Annotated in this window: 15 protein-coding genes; 12 read left to right on the forward strand and 3 right to left on the reverse strand. The window is 63.1% G+C overall.

Going from position 1 to position 20910, the window contains the following annotated elements:
- Positions 1 to 16: 16 nt before the first annotated feature.
- Positions 17 to 3766: a methionine synthase gene (metH, locus tag GR167_RS02905; protein WP_160971951.1), complete on the reverse strand. Its 3750-nt coding sequence runs from the start codon at positions 3764 to 3766 to the stop codon at positions 17 to 19.
- 177 nt (positions 3767 to 3943) lie between these two features.
- Here metH and GR167_RS02910 point away from each other — a divergent pair, with 177 nt between their 5' ends.
- The 5 genes from GR167_RS02910 (at position 3944) to GR167_RS20395 (ending at position 10230) form a co-directional block, all read left to right on the forward strand.
- A complete protein-coding gene (locus GR167_RS02910; RefSeq protein ID WP_160971952.1) occupies positions 3944 to 4840 on the forward strand; it encodes a metal ABC transporter substrate-binding protein in 897 nt (298 codons plus the stop codon).
- 23 nt (positions 4841 to 4863) lie between these two features.
- Complete coding sequence (locus GR167_RS02915) at positions 4864 to 5751, forward strand: manganese/iron ABC transporter ATP-binding protein (protein ID WP_370741259.1); 888 nt, start codon at positions 4864 to 4866, stop codon at positions 5749 to 5751.
- A complete protein-coding gene (locus tag GR167_RS02920; protein ID WP_160971954.1) occupies positions 5748 to 6608 on the forward strand; it encodes a metal ABC transporter permease in 861 nt (286 codons plus the stop codon). The genes GR167_RS02915 and GR167_RS02920 overlap by 4 nt, the downstream gene beginning before the upstream one ends.
- A complete protein-coding gene (locus GR167_RS02925; RefSeq protein ID WP_160971955.1) occupies positions 6605 to 7438 on the forward strand; it encodes a metal ABC transporter permease in 834 nt (277 codons plus the stop codon). The genes GR167_RS02920 and GR167_RS02925 overlap by 4 nt, the downstream gene beginning before the upstream one ends.
- A 284-nt stretch (positions 7439 to 7722) precedes the next feature.
- Positions 7723 to 10230 carry an ATP-binding response regulator gene (locus tag GR167_RS20395; RefSeq protein WP_160971956.1) on the forward strand — a complete coding sequence of 836 codons (2508 nt, stop codon included), beginning with the start codon at positions 7723 to 7725 and terminating at the stop codon, positions 10228 to 10230.
- Between the two features lie 6 nt (positions 10231 to 10236).
- On the opposite strand, the gene GR167_RS02935 is transcribed toward GR167_RS20395, so the two are convergent.
- The gene (locus GR167_RS02935) at positions 10237 to 12432 is read right to left on the reverse strand and encodes an ATP-binding response regulator (RefSeq protein WP_160971957.1); all 2196 of its coding nucleotides are present in this window, start codon (positions 12430 to 12432) and stop codon (positions 10237 to 10239) included.
- A 17-nt stretch (positions 12433 to 12449) separates the two neighbouring features.
- Complete coding sequence (locus GR167_RS02940) at positions 12450 to 13694, reverse strand: LuxR C-terminal-related transcriptional regulator (protein WP_212769814.1); 1245 nt, start codon at positions 13692 to 13694, stop codon at positions 12450 to 12452.
- Between the two features lie 331 nt (positions 13695 to 14025).
- Here GR167_RS02940 and GR167_RS02945 point away from each other — a divergent pair, with 331 nt between their 5' ends.
- From GR167_RS02945 to cpaB, 7 genes are all read left to right on the forward strand, one after another.
- Positions 14026 to 15522, forward strand: a complete 1497-nt coding sequence (locus GR167_RS02945) for an ATPase, T2SS/T4P/T4SS family (RefSeq protein ID WP_160971958.1) — start codon at positions 14026 to 14028, stop codon at positions 15520 to 15522.
- Complete coding sequence (locus GR167_RS02950) at positions 15519 to 16517, forward strand: type II secretion system F family protein (protein ID WP_160971959.1); 999 nt, start codon at positions 15519 to 15521, stop codon at positions 16515 to 16517. The genes GR167_RS02945 and GR167_RS02950 overlap by 4 nt, the downstream gene beginning before the upstream one ends.
- Positions 16518 to 16527: 10 nt before the next feature.
- The gene (locus tag GR167_RS02955; RefSeq protein ID WP_160971960.1) at positions 16528 to 17499 is read left to right on the forward strand and encodes a type II secretion system F family protein; all 972 of its coding nucleotides are present in this window, start codon (positions 16528 to 16530) and stop codon (positions 17497 to 17499) included.
- 17 nt (positions 17500 to 17516) lie between these two features.
- Positions 17517 to 18839: a pilus assembly protein TadG-related protein gene (locus GR167_RS02960; protein WP_268894210.1), complete on the forward strand. Its 1323-nt coding sequence runs from the start codon at positions 17517 to 17519 to the stop codon at positions 18837 to 18839.
- Between the two features lie 329 nt (positions 18840 to 19168).
- Positions 19169 to 19333 (forward strand): Flp family type IVb pilin, encoded by a 165-nt coding sequence (locus GR167_RS02965; RefSeq protein ID WP_160971962.1) that lies wholly within the window; start codon positions 19169 to 19171, stop codon positions 19331 to 19333.
- A gap of 59 nt (positions 19334 to 19392) precedes the next feature.
- Positions 19393 to 19884 carry an A24 family peptidase gene (locus GR167_RS02970; RefSeq protein ID WP_160971963.1) on the forward strand — a complete coding sequence of 164 codons (492 nt, stop codon included), beginning with the start codon at positions 19393 to 19395 and terminating at the stop codon, positions 19882 to 19884.
- A 57-nt stretch (positions 19885 to 19941) separates the two neighbouring features.
- Positions 19942 to 20751, forward strand: coding sequence for a Flp pilus assembly protein CpaB (gene cpaB / locus GR167_RS02975; protein ID WP_160971964.1), 810 nt, complete (start codon positions 19942 to 19944; stop codon positions 20749 to 20751).
- Positions 20752 to 20910 lie beyond the last annotated feature (159 nt).

The raw sequence follows: 20910 nt of genomic DNA on the forward strand, positions 1-20910 counted from the left end.
GGCGCGGGGGCGGCGGTTACTCCGCCGCCGCCTTTTTGAAATCCGCCGGGTTGTAGTTCAGCACCGGGCCAAGCCAGCGTTCGGCCTCGGCCAGCTCCATCCCCTTGCGGGTGGCGTAATCCTCGACCTGGTCGCGTTCGACCTTGGCGACACCGAAATAATAGGCCTCCGGGTGCGCGATATAGAGCCCCGAAACGGACGCGCCGGGCCACATCGCGAAACTGCCGGTCAGCTCGACCCCAGTGGCAGCTTCGGCATCCAACAGGTTGAACAGCGTGGATTTTTCCGTGTGATCGGGCTGTGCCGGGTAACCGGGCGCGGGGCGGATACCGTCATAGCCTTCGCGGATCAGCTCGGCATTCGACAGCGCCTCGTCCGGAGCATAGGCCCAGAGTTCCTTGCGCACATATTCGTGCAGACGCTCGGCGAAGGCTTCGGCGAAACGGTCGGCCAGCGCCTTGACCATGATGGCGCTGTAATCGTCGTTCTTGTCCTCGAAGGCCTTGGCGATCTTGTCCTCTTCGGCGCCGGTGGTCACCACGAAGCCGCCGACGTGATCGGCCACGCCTTCGGGGCCGACGAAATCGGACAGCGCCACGTTCGGCCGCCCGGCCCGCTTCGCCGATTGCTGGCGCAGCGTGTGCAAGGTCGCCAGCTCCGCGCCCCGACCCTCGTCGGTGAACAGGCGGATATCGTCGCCCACCGCGTTGGCGGGCCAGAAGCCCACCACGGCGCGCGGGTGGAACCAGTTTTCCTCGATGATCCGCTGCAACATGTCCTGCGCGTCGGCAAACAGCTGCCGCGCCGCTTCGCCCTGTTTCTCATCGTCGAGGATTTTCGGGTAAATCCCCTTCATTTCCCAGCTCTGGAAGAACGGGGTCCAGTCGATGTATTTCGCCAGATCGGCAAGGTCCCAGCCGTCGAACACCTTGGTGCCCAGGAACGTGGGCGCGACGGGCTGATAAGCGTCCCAATCCAGCTGCAGCGCGTTGGCGCGCGCCTCGGCCACCGAAATGCGCTTCTTGGCCAGCTCCGCGCGGGCGTGCTTTTCCGCCACTTTCGCGTATTCCTCGCGGATGTCGGCGATGTATCCGGGTTTCTGTTCTTCCGACAGCAGCGACGACACCACGCCCACCGCGCGCGACGCGTCGGTGACATAGATCGCCTGCCCGTGGTGGTAATTGGGGTGGATTTTCACCGCCGTGTGCACCTTGGACGTGGTCGCGCCGCCGATCAGCAGCGGCAGGTTCATGTCCAGCCGTTCCATTTCGCTGGCGACATGGACCATTTCGTCCAAAGACGGCGTGATCAGGCCGGACAGGCCGATCACGTCGACGCCTTGTTCCTTGGCGGTGGCGAGGATTTTCTCAGCCGGAACCATCACGCCCAGGTCGATGATTTCGTAATTGTTGCAGGCCAGAACGACGCCGACGATATTCTTGCCGATATCGTGAACATCGCCCTTCACCGTCGCCATCAGCACCTTACCCGCGCTGCGCGCAGCGCCGTCCTTTTCGGCCTCAAGATAGGGCAGCAGAACCGCAACCGCCTGTTTCATGACGCGCGCCGATTTCACCACCTGCGGCAGGAACATCTTGCCCGCGCCGAACAGGTCGCCCACCACGTTCATCCCCGCCATCAGCGGGCCCTCGATCACGTGCAGCGGTTTGTCGGCCGACAGGCGCGCTTCCTCGGTGTCTTCTTCGATGAATTCGGTGATGCCGTTGACCAGCGCGTGTTCCAGCCGCTTTTCGACCGGCCATTCACGCCAGCTCATGTCCTTTTCGACACCCTTCACCCCGCCCTGGCCGCGGTATTTCTCGGCGATTTCCAGCATCCGCTCGGTCGCGTCGGGGCGGCGGTTCAGCACCACGTCTTCGCAGGCCTCGCGCAGCTCCGGGTCGATCTGATCGTAAACCGCCAGCTGACCGGCATTGACGATGCCCATATCCATCCCGACCTGGATGGCGTGATACAGGAACACCGCGTGCATCGCTTCGCGCACCGGTTCGTTGCCGCGGAACGAGAACGACAGGTTCGACACGCCACCCGACACATGCACATGCGGCAGGTCGGTGGTGATGCGGCGGGTGGCCTCGATGAAATCGACGCCGTAATTGTCGTGTTCCTCGATCCCGGTGGCGACGGCAAAGACGTTGGGGTCGAAGATGATATCCTCGGGCGGGAACCCCACCTCTTCGGTCAGCAGCTTGTAGGCGCGGGTGCAAATCTCGACCTTGCGGTCCTCGGTATCGGCCTGGCCGACCTCGTCGAAGGCCATGACGACCACCGCCGCGCCATAGGCCCGGCACAGACGCGCCTGTTTCAGGAAGCTTTCCTCGCCTTCCTTCATCGAGATCGAGTTGACCACCGATTTGCCCTGCACGCATTGCAGGCCGGCCTCGATCACCTCCCATTTGGAGCTGTCGATCATCAGCGGCACCCGCGCGATATCGGGTTCCGAGGCGATCAGGTTCAGGAACTCGATCATCGCCTGTTTGGAATCGATCAGCCCCTCGTCCATGTTCACGTCGATGATCTGGGCGCCGTTTTCCACCTGGTTGCGGGCGACGTCCAAAGCGGCGGCGTAATCGCCGTTGGTGATCAGCTTGCGGAACCGGGCCGACCCGGTGACGTTGGTCCGTTCGCCCACGTTGACGAAGGGAATGTCGTCGGTCAGCGTGAAGGGTTCCAGCCCCGACAGCCGCATCTGCGGCGCGATTTCGGGCAGCTTGCGCGGCGCGATCCCCTTCACCGCCTCGGCGATGGCGCGGATATGGTCATAGGTCGACCCGCAGCAGCCGCCGACGATATTGACCAGCCCCTCGCGGGCGAATCCCGCGACCTGCTGCGCCATGTATTCCGGGGTTTCGTCATATTCGCCCATCTCGTTGGGCAGGCCAGCATTGGGATAGGCGCAGATCATCGTGTCTGCCACGCCCGACAGTTCCGCCAGGTGCGGCCGCATCGCGTCGGCGCCAAGCGCACAGTTCAGACCGACGGTCAGCGGCTGCGCATGGCGCACCGAATGCCAGAAGGCGGTCGGCGTCTGGCCCGACAGCGTCCGGCCCGACAGGTCGGTGATCGTGCCCGAAATCATCACCGGCAGCCGTTCGCCGTTTTCAACGAAGACCTCTTCGCAGGCGAAGATCGCCGCCTTGGCGTTCAGCGTGTCGAAGATGGTTTCGATCAGCAGGATGTCGGCCCCGCCCCGGATCAGCGCGCGGGCCTGCTGCGCGTAAGCCGCGCGCAGGTCGTCGAAGGTCACCGCGCGGTAGCCGGGATTGTTCACGTCCGGGCTGATCGACGCGGTCCGGTTGGTCGGCCCCATCGCACCGGCGACGAAGCGCTTGCGCCCGTCCACCGCCTCGGCCCGGTCCATCGCCTTGCGCGCCAGCTGCGCGCCGAAGAAGTTCAGGTCGTCCACCTTGTCTTCCAGGCTGTAATCGGCCTGCGCGATGGTGGTCGAGGAAAACGTGTTGGTTTCGGCGAAATCCGCACCGGCCATCGCGTATTGGAAATGGATTTCCTCGATGATATCCGGCCGGGTCAGGTTCAGAAGGTCGTTATTGCCCTTCTGCGGCTGATCCGAATGGATATGGGCATGGCAGGAACAGCCCGACTTTCCGCAGCCGCTGAAATCGCCCTCGACCAGGCCGAGTTTCTGGATCTGCGTGCCCATCGCCCCGTCGAGCATCAGGATACGGTCACGGGCGGCAGCATGGATAAGGTCGAAAACCGGCGAGCGGCGGAGTTGGGAAGACATGTCAGGATCGCGTTTCTTTGGCCAAGAGTGTTGAAGGGTATCTATGTCAGGGCGTCCCTCAAAACAAACTCATAATCATCATCATTTACATGAGCCGATTTCATTTTCTTTGTGATTGAGAATGGTTCTCATTTTCATTATCAATTAAACCAAGCACAGGACCAAAGGACCGACGCAATGCCCCCTTTCACCCAACGAAGCCTCGCCACCGCTTTCTGCGCGCTGCTGGCCGCCCCCGCCCTGGCGGACCAGATGAAGGTGGTGACCACCTTCACGGTGCTGGCCGACATGGCGCAGAACGTGGCGGGCGACGCGGCCGAGGTCGTGTCGGTCACCAAGCCGGGAGCGGAAATTCACGGCTACCAACCCACCCCGCGCGACATCGTACGCGCCCATGACGCCGACCTGATCCTGTGGAACGGGCTGAACCTGGAACTGTGGTTCGAACAGTTCCTCGGCAATCTGGGCGACATCCCCTCGGCCACGCTGAGCGACGGGATCGACCCGATTTCAATCGCCAAGGGCGAATACGAAGGCAAACCGAACCCGCATGCCTGGATGGGGCTGGAAAACGCGATCGTCTACATCGACAATATCGCAGCCGCCTTTGCGGAACACGACCCCGACAACGCCGACACCTACCGGGCCAATGCCGAAGGCTACAAGGCGCAGCTGCGCGAAACGCTGGAACCGCTGCGCGAGCAAATCAAGGCGATCCCCGAGGAAAAGCGTTGGCTGGTGACATGCGAAGGCGCCTTCAGCTATCTCGCCCGCGATTTCGGCATGCAGGAGCTTTACCTCTGGCCGATGAACGCAGACCAGACCGGCACGCCGCAGCAGGTGCGCGCGGTGATCGACGGGGTGCGCGCGCATGAGGTCCCAGCGGTGTTCTGCGAAAGCACGGTCAACACCTCCCCCGCCAAGCAGGTCGCGCGCGAAACCGGGGCGGCCTATGGCGGCGTTTTGTATGTCGACAGCCTGTCAGACCCGGACGGCCCGGTGCCGACCTATCTGGACCTGCTGCGGGTGACCTCGGAAACCATCGTTTCCGGCCTGACCGGCGCCAAGAAATAGGGCCTGAACAGATGCGGGACGCCATGACTTTCGACAGCCACCCGATTTCGGATCATATCGCAGAAGACGGCCCCGGCGGCGGGATTTACGCATCCGGGGTCACGGTAACCTATCGCAACGGCCATACCGCCCTGCGCGACGCCAGTTTCGAAATCCCGCGCGGCACGGTCACCGCTTTGGTCGGCGTCAACGGCGCGGGCAAATCCACCCTGTTCAAGGCGATCATGGGCTTCGTGCCGGTGGCCAAGGGCGACATCCGCCTGCTGGGCCGCAGCGTGAAACAGGCGCAAAAGGAAAACCTGGTCGCCTATGTGCCGCAATCGGAAGAGGTCGACTGGTCCTTCCCGGTGCTGGTCGAAGACGTGGTGATGATGGGCCGCTATGGCCATATGGGCTTCCTGCGCCGCCCCAAACAGCGCGACCGCGACGCGGTCGATCAGGCGCTGGAACGGGTCAACATGACCGATTTCCGCCACCGCCAGATCGGAGAACTGTCGGGCGGCCAGCGCAAGCGCGTCTTCCTCGCCCGCGCACTGGCGCAGGAAGGAAGGGTGATCCTGCTGGACGAACCCTTCACCGGGGTCGATGTGAAGACCGAGGAACAGATCATCGCCCTGCTGCGCGAGCTGCGCACCGAAGGCCGGGTGATGCTGGTGTCGACCCACAATCTGGGCTCGGTGCCGGAATTCTGCGACCGCACGGTTCTGGTCAAGCAGACCGTGCTGGCCTTCGGGCCGACCGAAACCACCTTCACACCCACCAACCTTAAGGACGCCTTCGGCGGCGTGCTGCGCCAGTTCACCCTGGGCGGGCACGAATTGCATGACGACGACGATCCGCGCCAGGTCCGCATCCTGACCGATGACGAACGGCCCTTCGTGCAATACGGCCCCGGAAAGGCAGACAAATGAGCCTGCTGCTGGAACCGTTCAGCTATGGCTACATGACCAACGCGATGTGGGTGTCGGCGCTGGTGGGCGGGGTCTGTGCCTTCCTGTCCTCCTACCTGATGCTGAAGGGCTGGTCGCTGATCGGCGACGCGCTGTCCCATTCGGTGGTGCCCGGCGTGGTCGGCGCCTACGCGCTTGGCCTGCCCTTCGCTTTGGGCGCCTTCATCGCCGGCGGGCTGGCGGCCGGCGCGATGCTGTTCCTGTCGGACCGATCGGGGCTGAAGATCGACGTGATCATCGGGCTGATCTTCACCTCGTTCTTCGGGCTGGGGCTGTTCCTGGTGTCGATCAACCCGACCTCGATCAGCGTTCAGACCATCACCATGGGCAATATCCTGGCGATCACGCCCGAAGACACGTTGCAGCTGGCGCTGATCGGGTTTGTTTCACTGGCGGTGCTGACGCTGAAATGGAAGGACCTGATGGTTACCTTCTTCGACGAAAACCATGCCCGCTCGATCGGGCTGAAGACCGGGCTTTTGAAAGTCGTCTTCTTCACCCTGCTGGCCGCCTGCGTGGTGGCGGCGATGCAGACCGTCGGGGCCTTTCTGGTCATCGCGATGGTGGTGACGCCGGGCGCCACCGCCTATCTGCTCTGCGACCGGTTTCCGCGACTGATCCTGACCTCGGTCGCCATCGGCGTGCTGAGCGGTTTCTTCGGCGCCTATATCAGTTACTTCCTCGACGGGGCCACGGGCGGCGTGATCGTCACGCTGCAGACGCTGGTGTTCCTCGCCGCCTTCGTCTTCGCGCCGAAACACGGGGCGCTGGCCGCCCGCGCCAAGGCGCGCGCCGCGCTGCAGGGGGAACGGGCATGATCGACACGCTGCTTATGCCGCTGCAATTTCCCTTCATGCAGAACGCCTTCCTGGTCGCCGCAATGGTGGCGGTGCCCACAGCGCTGCTGTCGTGCTTCCTGGTGCTCAAGGGCTGGGCGCTGATGGGCGACGCGATCAGCCACGCGGTGCTGCCCGGCATCATCCTGGCCTATATCGCCGGTATCCCGCTGATCATCGGCGCTTTTGCTGCCGGCATGGTCTGCGCGGTATCCACCGGATACCTGTCGGAAAACAGCCGGGTGAAGCAGGACACGGTGATGGGCGTGGTGTTTTCCGGCATGTTCGGCCTCGGCATCATCCTTTACACCTCGATCGACACCAACGCGCATCTCGATCACATCCTGTTCGGCAACATGCTGGGCGTCGGCACGCAGGACCTGTGGACCGCCGGGATCATTTCGCTGGTCGTGTCGGTTCTGTTGCTGGTGAACTGGAAGGCGCTGATGCTGCATGCTTTCGATCCGGCCCAGGCGCAGGTGTCGGGGCTGCGGGTGGGGCTGCTGCATTACGGCCTGCTGACGGTTCTGTCGCTGACCATCGTGGCGACGCTGACCGCGACCGGGCTGATCCTGGCCATCGGGCTGCTGATCGCGCCGGGCGCCATCGCGTTTCTGACCGTGCGCCGGTTCGGCGCGATGATGTTTGTCGCGGTCGTCGCTTGCATGGTCGCGATGCTGGGCGGCACCTATCTGAGCTTCTTCCTCGACAGCGCCCCGGCGCCCACGATCATCCTGATCCTGACAGGGTTCTTCCTCCTCGCCTTTATCCGGCGCAGCGTGCTGAACCGCCGGGTGAAGACCATCGCCTGATCAGGGCGGCGTTCCGGCCCCGCTCTCCCTTGCCGGAAATAAAAAAACGGCGACACGACCATTAGGCGAGTTCCCATAAGCCTTTTTTGTTGCTACACAAAGTTGTGGCGCGGCAATCGAATAAAATTTTCAGCATCGCCACGACCGCATAGGGAGAGCCCGCAACACCCGCGTGCTTCCCCTGCCCCGCGGCTTTGCGCGCCTTTGTGAAAAGGACAGATACGGAGACGATTGGAGACACACTTCCTTTTCCCGTTCATTCAACGACTGGAGTCAGGGACGCCGTGCAGAAGAAGGACATATTCCCCAGCGTCGGCAGCGCGGAAGACCGGCCGCTGATCCGGGCCATGCTGCAGGAACCCCGCGCGGTGCTGGTCCAGAACAGCCTGCAGGCCAGGTTCGGAACGGTTCTTCTGCTGCTTTTCGCCTTCGCCGCCGCGCTCAGCATCGTGTCCGCCCGTCCCCCCGCCCCGATCAGCCTGACCGAAACCAGCTTCGTCGCGCTGGCCCCGCATCCGGCAACGGTACTGTTGCTGCTGGGTTTCGCGCTGTTTCCCATCGACCGGCGGCTGCTGATCTTCGCCGCCGGTTTCACCCTGTTGTTCCTGCTGTCCGGCATCTGGTCGGTGGCCAGCGGCAACCTTGCCCAGCCGCCGGATCTGAACATGAGCGCGCTGGTGCTGCTGGCCACCGGGGGCAACGCGGCCGCCGGGGTTCTGCTGGGGCTGGGCGCGCGCGCCCTGGCGCCCCGGATCGCGCGGGCGTTTCCCTCGATCACCCTCGACGTGGCGCTGGCCGGGACCACTTTGGGCCTGACCCTGCTGCCGGGCATGGCGGTGGCGCTGGCCGCCGCCGCTTTCGCTGCGCACGGCCTGGGACTGGGCCAGTTCGACACCATGGCGCCGATGGTGATCAACCAGGTGATGAAGGGCGCCGCGGTGGCAAGTTCGCTGCTGATCATCACGCTTTACCCGCCGAACCTGCGCCGCCTGCCCGGACGGCTGCCGCTGCTTTTGCTGTTCATCGCCGCCATCGTGATCGACCGTTCTCTCGGCTGGCAAAGCGAACATGTGATCACCGTGATCCTGGCGCTGGCGCTGCGACTGGCGCTGCCGGTCACCGCGGCGGTGCCTCTCACCCTGGCGGGGATCGTGCTGCAAAGCCTGATCTTCGCCCCCGACCCGCAGGGCGGCGTTCAGGGTTACCTGGTGTCGGCCGTGCTGTTCCTGCTGCTGGCGATCTGCGACCTGATGCTGCTGAACAAGCACGCGCTGGAACGGCAGAACGAACGGGTCCAGGACCTGCTGCGCTCGACCCTGAGCACGGCGCAATTCGGTTATTTCCTTTACAGCAGCAAGCTGAACCGGATCTGGATCGACGAAAACCTGCGCCTCGGGCCGTCCCGCCCGCTCAGCGGATCGGGAACCGAACTGCTGCTGCGGATGCACCCGGACGATGCCGGCAAGGTTCAGGAGTTCTGGAACAGCTATTCCCCCGAACCGCGCCAGTTCATCCTGCGAATTTCCGACACCGCCCCCTACGACAAGGACAACCAGATCCGCGTCTACCGCGTCAATTTCCTGTCGCGGAAATCCTGGCAGCACGGGCTGCTGACGCTGGGCACAATCACCGACGTGACCGAGCTGCACCAGACCTCCAGCACGCTGATGAACACCCTGCGCCGGATCGAAAGCAGCAAGGAACAGCAGCACCGCCTGTTCGCCATGGTCTCGCATGAAATCCGCACCCCGGCGGCGATCCTGAAAATGCTGTCGGACCAGATGGACGAAACCGGCGACTGGGCCGAACTGGGGCCGCGCTTCGGCCTGATCCTGGACCAGTTGATGACGCTGATGGACGATCTGGGCAGCGCGGTGCGCGAGCAGGACATGCTGGTGTCGAACAGCGCCAGCTTCCAGCCCTATGAGTTGCTGCACCACCTGGCCGATGTGTACCGGGTGATGGCGCAGCAGGCCGGGATCGGCATCGAAGTGCAGGTGCCGCGGGTGTACGACCAGCCGCGCATCACCGATGTCGGACGGCTGCATCAGATCCTCGGCAACCTGGTGCGCAACGCCATCCTGCATTCCGGCGGCCGGCACCTGACGATCGGCTACCAGGAACGGTTCGACGGCAAGACGCTGCAGGGGGTCTGGACCATCGAGGACGACGGCGACGGCATCCCCAACCCGCTGATCCCCGGCCTGTTCGATCCGTTCAACCGGCTGAGCAGCGGCGTTTATTCCAAATCCGACGGGATGGGCATGGGCATGTATATCGTCAAGCTGTTCGCGGAAAACCTGGACGGATCGGTCGATTATGACCGTGGCGGGCTGGGCGGCGCGCGCTTCACCCTGACCCTGCCGCTGCGCGCAGGCGCTCCGCAGCGGCCCGCGCCGGAACCCGCGGCGGATTATTCCCCCCTCACCGCCGCCCTGGTCGAGGACAATCAGATGGTGGGCGAAATCACCCAACGGCTGCTGCTCAAAGTGTTCGGCGGCGTCGATCACCTGACCAGCGCCGAAACCCTGCTGGACCGCTGGCAGGACCTGGCGCCGGACGTGGTGATCACCGATATTCAGCTGGCGGAAATGGATGGCCGCGAATTGATCCGGACCCTGCGGCGGCAGGGGTTCGAAGGCCCGGTCTTCGTGCTCAGCGGCACCCCGCTGTCGGATCAGGAAAGGGCCGCGATCGGCGCCGACGCGGTGCTGTCCAAGCCGCTCAATCTCGACGAGTTGAAGATGCGGCTCGGTGACGCCCGCGAGCGTGCCGACACCGCCGCGCTGTAAGCGCCGTTACTGCGCCTGGCGGATACGCTGGGTGAACTGCGGCAGTCGCGTCAGGAAGCTGCGCGCTTCGTTCCGGAACCGGGCGTCTTCGGTCAAGCTGCGGGTATTGGCGCGCAGCGCCTGTTCCAGCGACGCTGCCGCCCAGGCCAGGTCACGCATGCCAAGCTGACCGGCCTCGGACACCACGCTGTGGGCCAGGACGATCTGTTCCGACTTGTCGCCGACGCCGTCGAAATAGCGTTCCAGCCGGTCCGACAGGCGTTCGACATATCTCAGGGCCCAGTCCGCCCCCATCAGCTTCACCAGTTCGTCGATTTCGCCCGGTGTTTCTGCAACGGTCATTCTAGTCGTCTCTTCCTGTGCGGCGGCCTCGGCATGGCTGGTCACCACCGCCGCAATCGCACTGATCACATCGCCGGATTTGAACGGCTTGGCCAGGAAGGCGTTCGCCCCGGCCATCAGCATGTCTTCGATATCGGATTTCATCGTCGTCGCCGAAAAGGCGATGATCGGGGTGTCGCCATAGGGTTTGGGCAGCGCACGGATGCAGCGGATCAATTCGTCACCGCCGACAGCGGGCATCTGCATGTCGCACAGGATGACGTCCGGCGCCTGTTCGATCACCTGTTCCAGCGATTTCACCGGGTCCTGCATCGCGCAGAATTCCACCCCTTCGCGCTGCATCATCCGGCCCAGCAGATCGGCGGTGTCTTCGCTGTCGTCGATCAGCATCACCCGGCCGGTGACATCCTTCAGCGGCGGCTCAACCTCGTCCTCGGCCGGTTCATCCGGCGCGGCGAACCCTTCGGCCTCCACCACCGGCAACAACACGTGGAACCAGAAGATCGTGCCCTCGCCCTGGCGGCTGAACACGTTGATCCGGCCGCCCATCTGTTCGATCAGCCCCTGCGAAATCGACAGGCCCAGCCCGCTGCCGCCCTGGTATTCGCTGGCGCCGTTTTCCATCTGCGAAAAGCGCTGGAACAACCGGTCTTGGTCGGCGACCGAAATGCCGATGCCGCTGTCCTGCACCTCGACGCGCAGCTGGGCGATGTGGCTGTCGGTCATCCGCGCGGTCATCCGCAGGGTCACGAAGCCCTCGGGGGTGAACTTGACGGCGTTGTTCAGCAGGTTCAGCAGCACCTGCGACAGGCGCAGGGAATCCCCGCGCAGCGTCTTCGGCACGTCGCGGGCGATTTCGGAGCTCATCGCCAGCCCCTTGGCGCAGGCATCGACCGACACCAGATCGACCGCTTCCTTGACCAGTTCGCGCGGACAGAAGACATCGTCGCGCAGCGCCATCGCGCCGGCCTCGATCCGCGACAGGTCGAGAACGTCATCGACGATACGGCTCAGCGTCTGGCCGGCCACGCTCAGCCGGGACACCTGTTTCTTCTGATCCTGAGCCAGAGGTTCGCCGTTCAGCAATTCGGAATAGCCCAGGATCGCGTTCAGCGGCGTGCGCAATTCGTGCGTCACGGTGGCGAGGAATTGCGACTTGGCCAGGCTGGCCTCGTTCGCCTTGCGCACCTGGGCGCGCAATTCCCGTTCGACCTGTTCCCGGCGTTCCATGTCCTTGAAGCCGGTGACCAGGACCAAGGCCAGCAAAAACACCGTCAACGCCAGCACCAGGACAATGGCGAAGACGGTGAACCGGGTCTGGGTGACCAGCCCGGACAGGCCGGACTGCGCGATCTGTTTCTGTTCCGAACGGGCTTCTTGCAGCGCCGCCCGATAGGCCGCCCGCTGCGGCGCCACCGCCTCGAACAGCGCCCCGTCGGGGCGCGCCTCGGCCAGGTCGCGGACGTCGTTCAGCAGCCTCAGCGTCATGCCCTGCAACGCGGCCAGCGCGGTGGTGCCGTCCTGCGGCCCCAGCCCGCGCAACGCCTCGAACTGCGCCTGGACCTGCTGTTCGGCCGCGGCGGGGGACGGGGCCGACGCATCCGCCTGCCCCTGCGGAGCCAGCACCGCCGCTACCGTATTGTCGATCTCCTGCAGCAGATCCAGCGACTGCGTCGCTTTGGAAATATCCTGCGACCCGTTGGCAACGTATTGAACGATATGGAAAATCAGGAACAGGGCGGCAGCGGCAAGAACCCCGGCGGCGCTCAGCTTGATCAGGGCGCTACGCAAACGCCCGTTCAGCCGACTGCCCTGAACCGGTTCGAATTCTCCTGCCATGATATCCTTGTCATAAGACATTCGGGGATACCTCTGCGTTACAGCAACCGGGCCCCGACAGCGACCGCGGAGGTCCGGTTAGAGACGCCCAGTTTCGCAAACAGGGCGGTGATATGCACTTTCACAGTGCCGACCCCCAGGTCGAGTTCCCGGGCGATTTCCTTGTTCGACATGCCCTGAACCAGCAGCTCCAGCACCTTGCGCTGACGCGGCGACAATTCGGGGATCGCATCCAGGTCGATATCCTCGGGCGCGTGTTCGGGCACATAGCGGGACGCCTCGGCCACCTGTTCGGGATTACGCGGCTTTTCGATCCGGCTGCTGCCGTCGACGGCGAACAGGATCGGTTGCTCGGGGCTTTCGGGCGGTTCATGCAGCAGCGCCGGCGCATAGACCCGGCCCTTCATGATCTGGGTCAGCGCGTATTTCAGTTCGCTGACGCCTTCCGATTTCTCGACATAGCCATAGGTGCCCGAGGCCAGCGCCTCCAACACGTCGTTGCGGTTGCGCGACGCCGACACCACGGCCATCTTGCGCACCTGCGGATGTTCCAGCCGCAGCCCCTGCAGCGACGAGGCGCCGAACATGCCCGGCATCGACAGGTCGAACAGCGCCAGGTCGATCTGCTTATAGACGTCCATCAACTGCTTGGCCTGATCCAGGTTGCTGGCCTCGAGCACGTCGTTGAAGCCGAATTCGTCTTGCAGGATGGTCACCACCGCCATGCGGAAATATTCGTCGTCATCGGCCACCAGCGCGACCGTATCGGTCAGCGAAATCAGCGGCTGATCGCTGTCGTCGGTCTGGTCGCTTTCGCCCAGCAGCTGGTTGGCCAACGCGCTGTCGAGAAACACCTTGCCCTCCGCGACCAGGTGCAGCGGCGTGTCCATCGCGCCGTGCTTGCCGCCGGTCTGGAAAATGCCGGTCACCCCCGCCCGCAGAGCGTTGCGCGCCAGCACCACATCGACGGTGGCGCCGAACAGGGCGACGTGCAATTCGGGATTTGCCTTGCGGATCAGCGCGAATTTCTCGCTGTCGAAATCCATCGCGCGCGGCCCCGCCTCGATCGCCAGCAGGTCATAGTCGCGTTGCTGCAGCGCCATCGGCAATGCTTCCCACGCTTCTACGAAATGCAGCGACACCTGACCGTCCGGGTCGACTGTCATGGTCGTTTCGTGTGGTTGCGACAGGACCAGCACCCGCAGTTCCCGGTCATCCTGCGGCAGCGCCGCGCCACGGATGTTCGCATCGGTCGAATTTGAAACAAGGGTGCTGTCACTCATGGTTACAATCCATCTACTTTACTTTCGGGACCGCGGCCTGCCAGACACCCTGTCCAGCCTGTTCCGACCCTTTTCGGACCTGCGCGATTCCTAAATCTCATCCTAGCGTCAAAGGGGGGACAACTTGGCCGCGCATAAAGCTAAAGGCCGGGTTCAAAAGTCGTCAGCCTACATACTTTCTGAGGGTTTCCCAGACGAACTTGCCCCCTAAAACTAGGCCACACGGCTGAATTGCTGGCGAGGTCATAGCCCGGAATACTGAGCTTAGGTCGCGCTGTGCGTGTGCGCGCCCGATAGCCTGTATATCGTCAAATGTTTCAGAGGCAGCCCCATGTTCGGCAAGAGAACCGGTCCTATCAATACAGCCCCCAAGGTCGCCAAACTGGCCACGGTCGTGACCGAGGCCCCGAAGGAAGAGCCTGTCGATAAGACCCCCGCGCCGGTCCGCAAGGCGGCCAAGAAACCGCCCGCACAACCTAAACCCGCCGCCAAGCCCGACATGATCGCCCCCGCTCTGAAACACGACAGCGCCGGCGACACCGCCTATTACGATCTGAAGCGCTCGATCATGGAAACGCTGATGTCGATGCTCGACATCAGCCAGTTGGCCAAGATGGACGCCATCGCCGAACGCACCGAGATCGCCAATTACGTCACCGACATCCTGGCGGTGAAGAAGGAAGTGATTTCGGAAGAGGAACAGCAGCTGCTGATTTCCGACATCACCAACGACATCCTGGGCTACGGCCCGCTGGAACCGCTGCTGGCGCGCGACGACATCGCCGATATCATGGTCAACGGCACCGACCCGATCTTCATCGAGGTCGGCGGCAAGATGCAGCGCACCAATATCCGCTTCAACGACGCCCAGCAGCTGCTGAACGTCTGCCAGCGGATCGTCAGCCAGGTCGGCCGCCGGGTCGACGAATCCAGCCCGATCTGCGACGCGCGCCTGCCCGACGGGTCGCGCGTCAACGTCATCGCGCCGCCGCTCGCGGTCGATGGCACATCGCTGACCATCCGGAAATTCCGCAAGGATTCCTTGACCTTGCAGAACCTTGTTGAATTCGGATCGATCACCCCCGAAGGCGCGGAGATCCTCAAGATCATCGGCCGGGTTCGCTGCAACATCCTGGTCTCGGGCGGCACCGGGTCCGGCAAGACGACGCTGCTGAACTGTCTCGCCGGCTTTATCGAAACCTCCGAGCGGATCGTGACCTGCGAAGACGCCGCCGAACTGCAGCTGCAGCAGCCGCATGTGGTCCGGCTGGAAACCCGCCCGCCCAGCCTGGAAGGCACCGGCGAGATCACCATGCGCGACCTGGTCAAGAACTGCCTGCGGATGCGCCCCGAACGCATTATCGTGGGCGAGGTCCGCGGCCCCGAATCCTTCGACCTTTTGCAGGCGATGAACACCGGCCATGACGGGTCGATGGGCACGGTGCACGCCAACAGCCCGCGCGATGCGATGTCGCGCCTTGAGGCGATGATCACCATGGGCGGCGCCGCGCTGCCGCCGCGCACGATCCGCGAAATCATCGCCAGCTCGGTCGATATCATCGTGCAGGCGCAACGCCTGCGCGACGGGTCGCGCCGGATCACCCACATCACCGAGGTGCTGGGCATGGAAGGCGACGTTCTGACCACCCAGGACCTGCTGGTCTACGAAATCCAGGGCGAAGACGAGGACGGCAACCTGATCGGGCGGCACAAATCCACCGGCATCAGCCGCCCGAAAGTGTGGGAACGCGCCAAGTACTACAATGTCGGTGACCAATTGACCGAGGCGCTGCGCGCCGCGGAAGTAGACGAGTGGGCCGCCGAATGAGTGAACTTCTGCAAAACCTGCATATCGGTCCGATCGATATCGCCATTTTCGTCACCGTCAGCATCCTGACCGGCGGGCTGCTGTTCCAGAGCAATTCCGAAAAGGGTCGCGGATCACTGCTGCGCCGCCGACTGAACCGGGTCACCGGCAAGGAAACCGGGCGGATGGCCTCGGCCAACGATCCGATCGACGCCGAACTGCGCCGCCGGCAGATCCGTTCGGCGATGAAGAACGGCGAAAAGGATAGCGGCCCCTCGATCACCGCCAAGCTGCGCCAGGCCGGGCTGAACTGGAGCAAGCCGAAATACGTGCTGGTGACCATCATGACGATCATGGTTGTCTGGTGCGCCCTGGTGCTGGGCGTCGCAAAGAAGCCGCTGCTGATGCTGGTCGTCGCCGTCCCGCTGGGTGGCGCCCTGCCCTATTTCTACGTGCTGCGCACGATCAAGAAGCGGCTGAAGCAATTCGCCAACGAATTCCCCTCGGCGATCGACATCATCGTGCGCGGGGTCAGCGCCGGTCTGCCGCTCAGCGAATGTCTGAAAACCATCGCCAACGAGGCGCGCGAACCGGTGCGGTCGGAATTCAATCAGCTGATCAACGACCAGTCGGTCGGCATCCCGCTGGAAAAGGCATGCCACCGTCTGGCGGTGCGGGTGCCACTGCCGGAAACGTCGTTCTTCGCCATCGTGCTGGCGGTGCAGTCGCGCAGCGGCGGGTCGCTGTCGGAAATCCTGACCAACCTGTCCACGGTGGTGCGCGGCCGCAAGATGCTGGACGCGCAAATCCAGACGATGAGCGCCGAGGCGAAAATGTCCGGTCGCATCATCGGCGCGATGCCGCTCCTGGTGGCCGCGTCGCTGTTCTATCTCAGCCCTGACTACATCACCATCCTGACCACGACGACAGTCGGCAACCTGATCCTTGCAGGCTGCCTGTTCTGGATGTTCACCGGCGTGATGGTGATGAAAAAAATGATCAATTTCAAAGTGTAAGGTGCCGGTCGTGTCGTTTTTCCAATATGTTTCCCCTGTCATCCTGGCCACCGCGCTGATGTCGCTTGCGGGCTTTCTTCTGGTGCTCGGGCTGACCCTGCCGAAACTGCAGAAGGAAAACCTGCAGCGCCGCCTGGCCAAGGTGGCGATCGAACATGGCGGCATGCGGACGATGACGCACAAGAAATCGCGTTTCGCGGCGATGCTGTCGGCTCAGAACGGTAAAAGCAGCTCCTCACTGATCAAGCGGCTGCTGCCCAAGGCCCTGATGGAAAAAACCTCGGGCGATACCGCGCAGCTGTCCAAGCGGCTGAAAATGGCCGGGATCCGCAGTTCCTCGGCGGTCCAGACCTATATCGCGATCCGGGTGTTGGGGCCCGTCGTGCTGGCCGGTCTGGCGGTGTTCTACGGCACGCTCATTCTGGGCAAGGAACCGACTTTTCTGAACTTTCTCTTTCTGGGGGGCGGGGGTGGCGTGGCTGGTGTCTTGCTGCCCCCGCTAATTATCACCAACCGCATCCAGAAACGTCAGCTGTCGATCCAATCGGCCTGGCCGGATGCCTTGGACTTGCTGCTGATCTGCATTGAATCGGGCTACGGCATCGATGCCGCGCTGATCCGGCTGTCGGAAGAAATCGGCATGCAGTCGCCCGAGCTGGCCGAGGAAATTTCGCTGACCGCGCTGGAACTGTCCTACCTGCAGGACCGGTCCCAGGCGCTGGAAAACCTGGTCGAACGGACCGGGCTGGAACAGGTCCGCCACGTGGTGGGGTCGCTGAAACAGACCGAAAAATACGGCACCGATCTGGGCCGGGCGCTGCGGGTGCATTCCAAGGAAAGCCGCGACCTGCGGCTGGAACGGGCGAAACAGAAAGCCGCCGCGCTGCCGCCGAAACTGACCGTGCCGATGATCCTGTTCTTCCTGCCGATCCTCTTCGTCATCATCATCGCCCCGGCGATCATCCAAATCATCTACGAATGAAACAGAAAGGGTGCGCTATGCCTAAACGACTGTCTTTGCCAAAGCGCCTTTCCCAGTTCGCCCGTGAAGACACGGGCTCTGTTCTTGTTATGACTGCGCTTTTGTCCCCGCTCGTGATGGGCGGGCTTGGCCTTGGTGTGGAAACCGGCCACTGGTATCAGAAGCAACGCCAGCTTCAGCACATCGCCGACCTGACCTCGCACGCGGCGGCCTCGCGGCTGCGGGCGGGCGACGATGGATCCTCGATGTATGTCGATGCCCTGAGCATCGCGAAAGGGTCCGGATTTTCTTACGACATCGGCGAAATCACGATGTATTCGCCGCCCAGATCCGGCCCCAATGCCGGCAATGCCGACGCGGTCGAGGTGATCCTGTCCGAAACCCGCCCGCGCTGGTTCACCGCCTTTTTCATGGACGGCGATGTCGAACTGACCGCCCGCTCGGTCAGCCTGATCGAGGGCGGCAGCCCCGCCTGCATCCTGGCGCTGTCGGAAACCGCCTCGGGGGCGGTCACCGTCACCGGGTCGACCGATGTCGGGCTGACCAATTGCGTGGTGTCGTCCAACTCGGCCGCACAGGATGCATTTTCGATGGAAAGCGGCGCCTCCTACATGACGACCGATTGCGTCCACACGGTGGGCGGTGCGACCTATACCGCCAATCTCACCCTGAACGATTGCACCGAACCCAAGACCCTGCAGCCCAAAACCCGCGATCCCTACGCCGACCGCACCGAACCGACGGTCTGGGGGACGTGCAGCAATGGCAGGGTCGGGCATCCGCAAAGCAGCACGACCGTTTCGGCCACCGACAACCATCCCAACGGGATGAGCAGTAAAAGGTTCTGCAACGGCTTGTCGCTCCAGGGCGATGTCACCTTTGAGCCGGGGCTCTATATCATTGACGGCGGTACGTTCAGCATCAATGCGCAGGCCAATATCACCGGTTTGGACGGCGTGACCTTCTTCCTGACCAACGGGGCGGAAGTGCAGTATAACGGCGGCGCCACGGTCAATCTGGCGGCACCGACCAGCGGCCCGACCTCGGGTATGTTGTTCTGGGAATCGCGCGATTCCACCAGCAGCTACAGCGGCTGCGGCCACAGCGGTGGGTCGATTTCGCACAAGTTCAACGGCGGTTCCAGCATGTCGCTGCAGGGCGCGCTTTACATGCCGGTCTCAGACGTCACCTTCAACGGCGGCTCGGATGCGCAAAACGGCTGCACCCAGATCGTTGGCAACACGGTCCGACTGAGCGGCAGCTCGAACCTGGCGGTGTCTTGCGAGAACAAGGGCACCGACGAAATCCTGTCCAGCGAAGTGGTCGCGGTGGTCGAATAACGATTCGTCCTTTAGCGACTGTTTTCAAACGATTAACCTTGCTTCATCTGCATTCGCGCCCGGCTTCGGCCGGGCGTTTTCCTGTCCCCGGGAAGTCCCCACCTTCGACTGTAGGCCCCTACCCCCAAGCGCCCGCCGCAATGCTTTGGTATGTAGGCCACCCCCTTGAAACCAGCTCTTTGTCCTAGGGCATCCGGACGAATTTGTGGAGGCGGGAAAAAGAGTCATCCTCCTTTCATGGGCCGATCATCCGTTGCTGCGCGACCGGCCCCTTCGCTAGGCGCAAGCCTCCACGGTGGCAACACCGGCAAACCTGAAAGGAAAGTCCCATGAAAAAGTTCCTGACCAAATTCACCAAAGAAGAATCCGGCGCGACCGCGATCGAATATGCTCTGATCGCCGGCCTGATCTCCGTCGTCGTCATCACCGCCCTGACCACCCTCGGTGGCTCGTTGGAAACAACCTTCACGACAATCTCGAACACGTTGAGCTAAGTCTGACCTCAGCGTGACCAGCTTCGTTTGAATTCCGGGCGCGAAAGGATCACTTCGATATGCTAGCCTCTGCTCTGTCGCTGCTATCGATCACCGGCTTCTCCGCCGCTGCGCTCCTGGCCGCGATTTCGGATTTCAAACGCAAGACGATCCCAAATGGTTTGGTCCTGACCCTGCTTGCCGGCTTCCTGCTGCTGGCGCCGGGGTCAGGATGGACACAGTCCGAAATCACGGGAAGTCTGTTGGCTGGTTCGATTGTCGTGTTCGTCGGCTTGACGATCCACGCACTGGGCTGGGCGGGTGCCGGAGACGGTAAATACGCCGCAGTCTGCACGCTCTGGATCGGTGCGAACCAAGCGCTTGATTTCCTGTTCCTCACGACGGTTTTCGGGGCGCTTTTCACCATGACACTGCTGGGGGCCAACCGGCTCGGCTGGTCCCCCCTGTCGCCGGGAGGCCCCGATACCGGAACCCGGCAGATCACGATCCCCTACGGGTTCGCTCTCTCTGCTGCCGCCCTGTTCGTGCTTCCTCAGTCACCCTGGATGTGACCGCCGCGGCGGCCGTTCAGTCTTGTTGTTTTTCTTCACCCAGGTTGGGGGTGCCCGATGCTCAGATCCTTGATACTCGTGATTGCTCTTGTCTGCGGCGGTTCTGCCGCTGTTCTTGTCAAAACGATCGCGCCCGCCGGTCTTTCGACCGCGAAAAGCGACGGCGCCGACCAGCTGGTCGAGGTTCTCGTCGCCGCCAGCGAATTGACCGAGGGCACTGAAACCGGCACGGCCAGCCTGACCTGGATCAAGTGGCCCAAGGAAGCGCTGTCCGATTCCTACCTGGTGCGATCCGGCGCCAAGGACGAGATGGCCCAATATGCCGGCATGATCCTGCGCCATACCTATGGCGCCGGCCAGCCGATCCGCAAAGAAAGCCTGTCCGACAGCCGCGAAGGTTACCTGTCGGCGCTGCTGACCACCGGGATGCGCGCCGTCGCGATCGAGGTCTCGGCCGCGCAGACCGCGGGCGGTTTCATCCTGCCCAACAACCGGGTCGATATCCTGCTGACCACCGAATGTAACTTCGGCATCGCCTGTAAACACTCGATGACAACGGAAACCATCCTGCAGAACGTGCGCGTTCTGGCGATCGATCAGTCCGGGTCGCAGCCCAATGCCGACAGCACCGTGATCATCGGCAAGACCGCGACGCTGGAACTGACCCCCGACGACGCCGAAACCATCGTTGCCGCCGAAGCCAGCGGGTCGATTTCGCTGCTGCTGCGGTCGGTGGACGATAACGAAGTCAAGGAAGTCGCCCAGGCCGAACCGGTTTACGAGCCGACCGTCGAAATGGTCGAAGAACAGCCGCGCACCGTCAAGGTGAACCGCGGCGGCATCAGCGAAATCGTTGTCCTGAACTGAAAAAGGGGCGGAGCGGAACCATGAAATTTTTCTCGAAATTCACAGCAGATCTTGACGCTGAAAACGGGGTTGGCGCGCATGGTATGCGCCCGGCAATGGGACGACTGCCTTCGATGTCTTGCGACGTTTTCGTCGCAACCCGTCCCACTCGGGCCGCCG

The organism is Thalassovita mangrovi, from assembly GCF_009857745.1.
Taxonomy (GTDB): Bacteria; Pseudomonadota; Alphaproteobacteria; order Rhodobacterales; family Rhodobacteraceae; genus Thalassobius; species Thalassobius mangrovi.

Bases quoted from the DNA above. Each gene is read 5' to 3' on its own strand.
- metH (WP_160971951.1), bottom strand. From the start codon at position 3,766: ATGTCTTCCCAACTCCGCCGCTCGCCGGTTTTCGACCTTATCCATGCT.
- GR167_RS02910 (WP_160971952.1), top strand. From the start codon at position 3,944: ATGCCCCCTTTCACCCAACGAAGCCTCGCCACCGCTTTCTGCGCGCTG.
- GR167_RS02915 (WP_370741259.1), top strand. From the start codon at position 4,864: ATGACTTTCGACAGCCACCCGATTTCGGATCATATCGCAGAAGACGGC.
- GR167_RS02920 (WP_160971954.1), top strand. From the start codon at position 5,748: ATGAGCCTGCTGCTGGAACCGTTCAGCTATGGCTACATGACCAACGCG.
- GR167_RS02925 (WP_160971955.1), top strand. From the start codon at position 6,605: ATGATCGACACGCTGCTTATGCCGCTGCAATTTCCCTTCATGCAGAAC.
- GR167_RS02935 (WP_160971957.1), bottom strand. From the start codon at position 12,432: ATGTCTTATGACAAGGATATCATGGCAGGAGAATTCGAACCGGTTCAG.
- GR167_RS02940 (WP_212769814.1), bottom strand. From the start codon at position 13,694: ATGAGTGACAGCACCCTTGTTTCAAATTCGACCGATGCGAACATCCGT.
- GR167_RS02945 (WP_160971958.1), top strand. From the start codon at position 14,026: ATGTTCGGCAAGAGAACCGGTCCTATCAATACAGCCCCCAAGGTCGCC.
- GR167_RS02950 (WP_160971959.1), top strand. From the start codon at position 15,519: ATGAGTGAACTTCTGCAAAACCTGCATATCGGTCCGATCGATATCGCC.
- GR167_RS02960 (WP_268894210.1), top strand. From the start codon at position 17,517: ATGCCTAAACGACTGTCTTTGCCAAAGCGCCTTTCCCAGTTCGCCCGT.
- GR167_RS02965 (WP_160971962.1), top strand. From the start codon at position 19,169: ATGAAAAAGTTCCTGACCAAATTCACCAAAGAAGAATCCGGCGCGACC.
- GR167_RS02970 (WP_160971963.1), top strand. From the start codon at position 19,393: ATGCTAGCCTCTGCTCTGTCGCTGCTATCGATCACCGGCTTCTCCGCC.
- cpaB (WP_160971964.1), top strand. From the start codon at position 19,942: ATGCTCAGATCCTTGATACTCGTGATTGCTCTTGTCTGCGGCGGTTCT.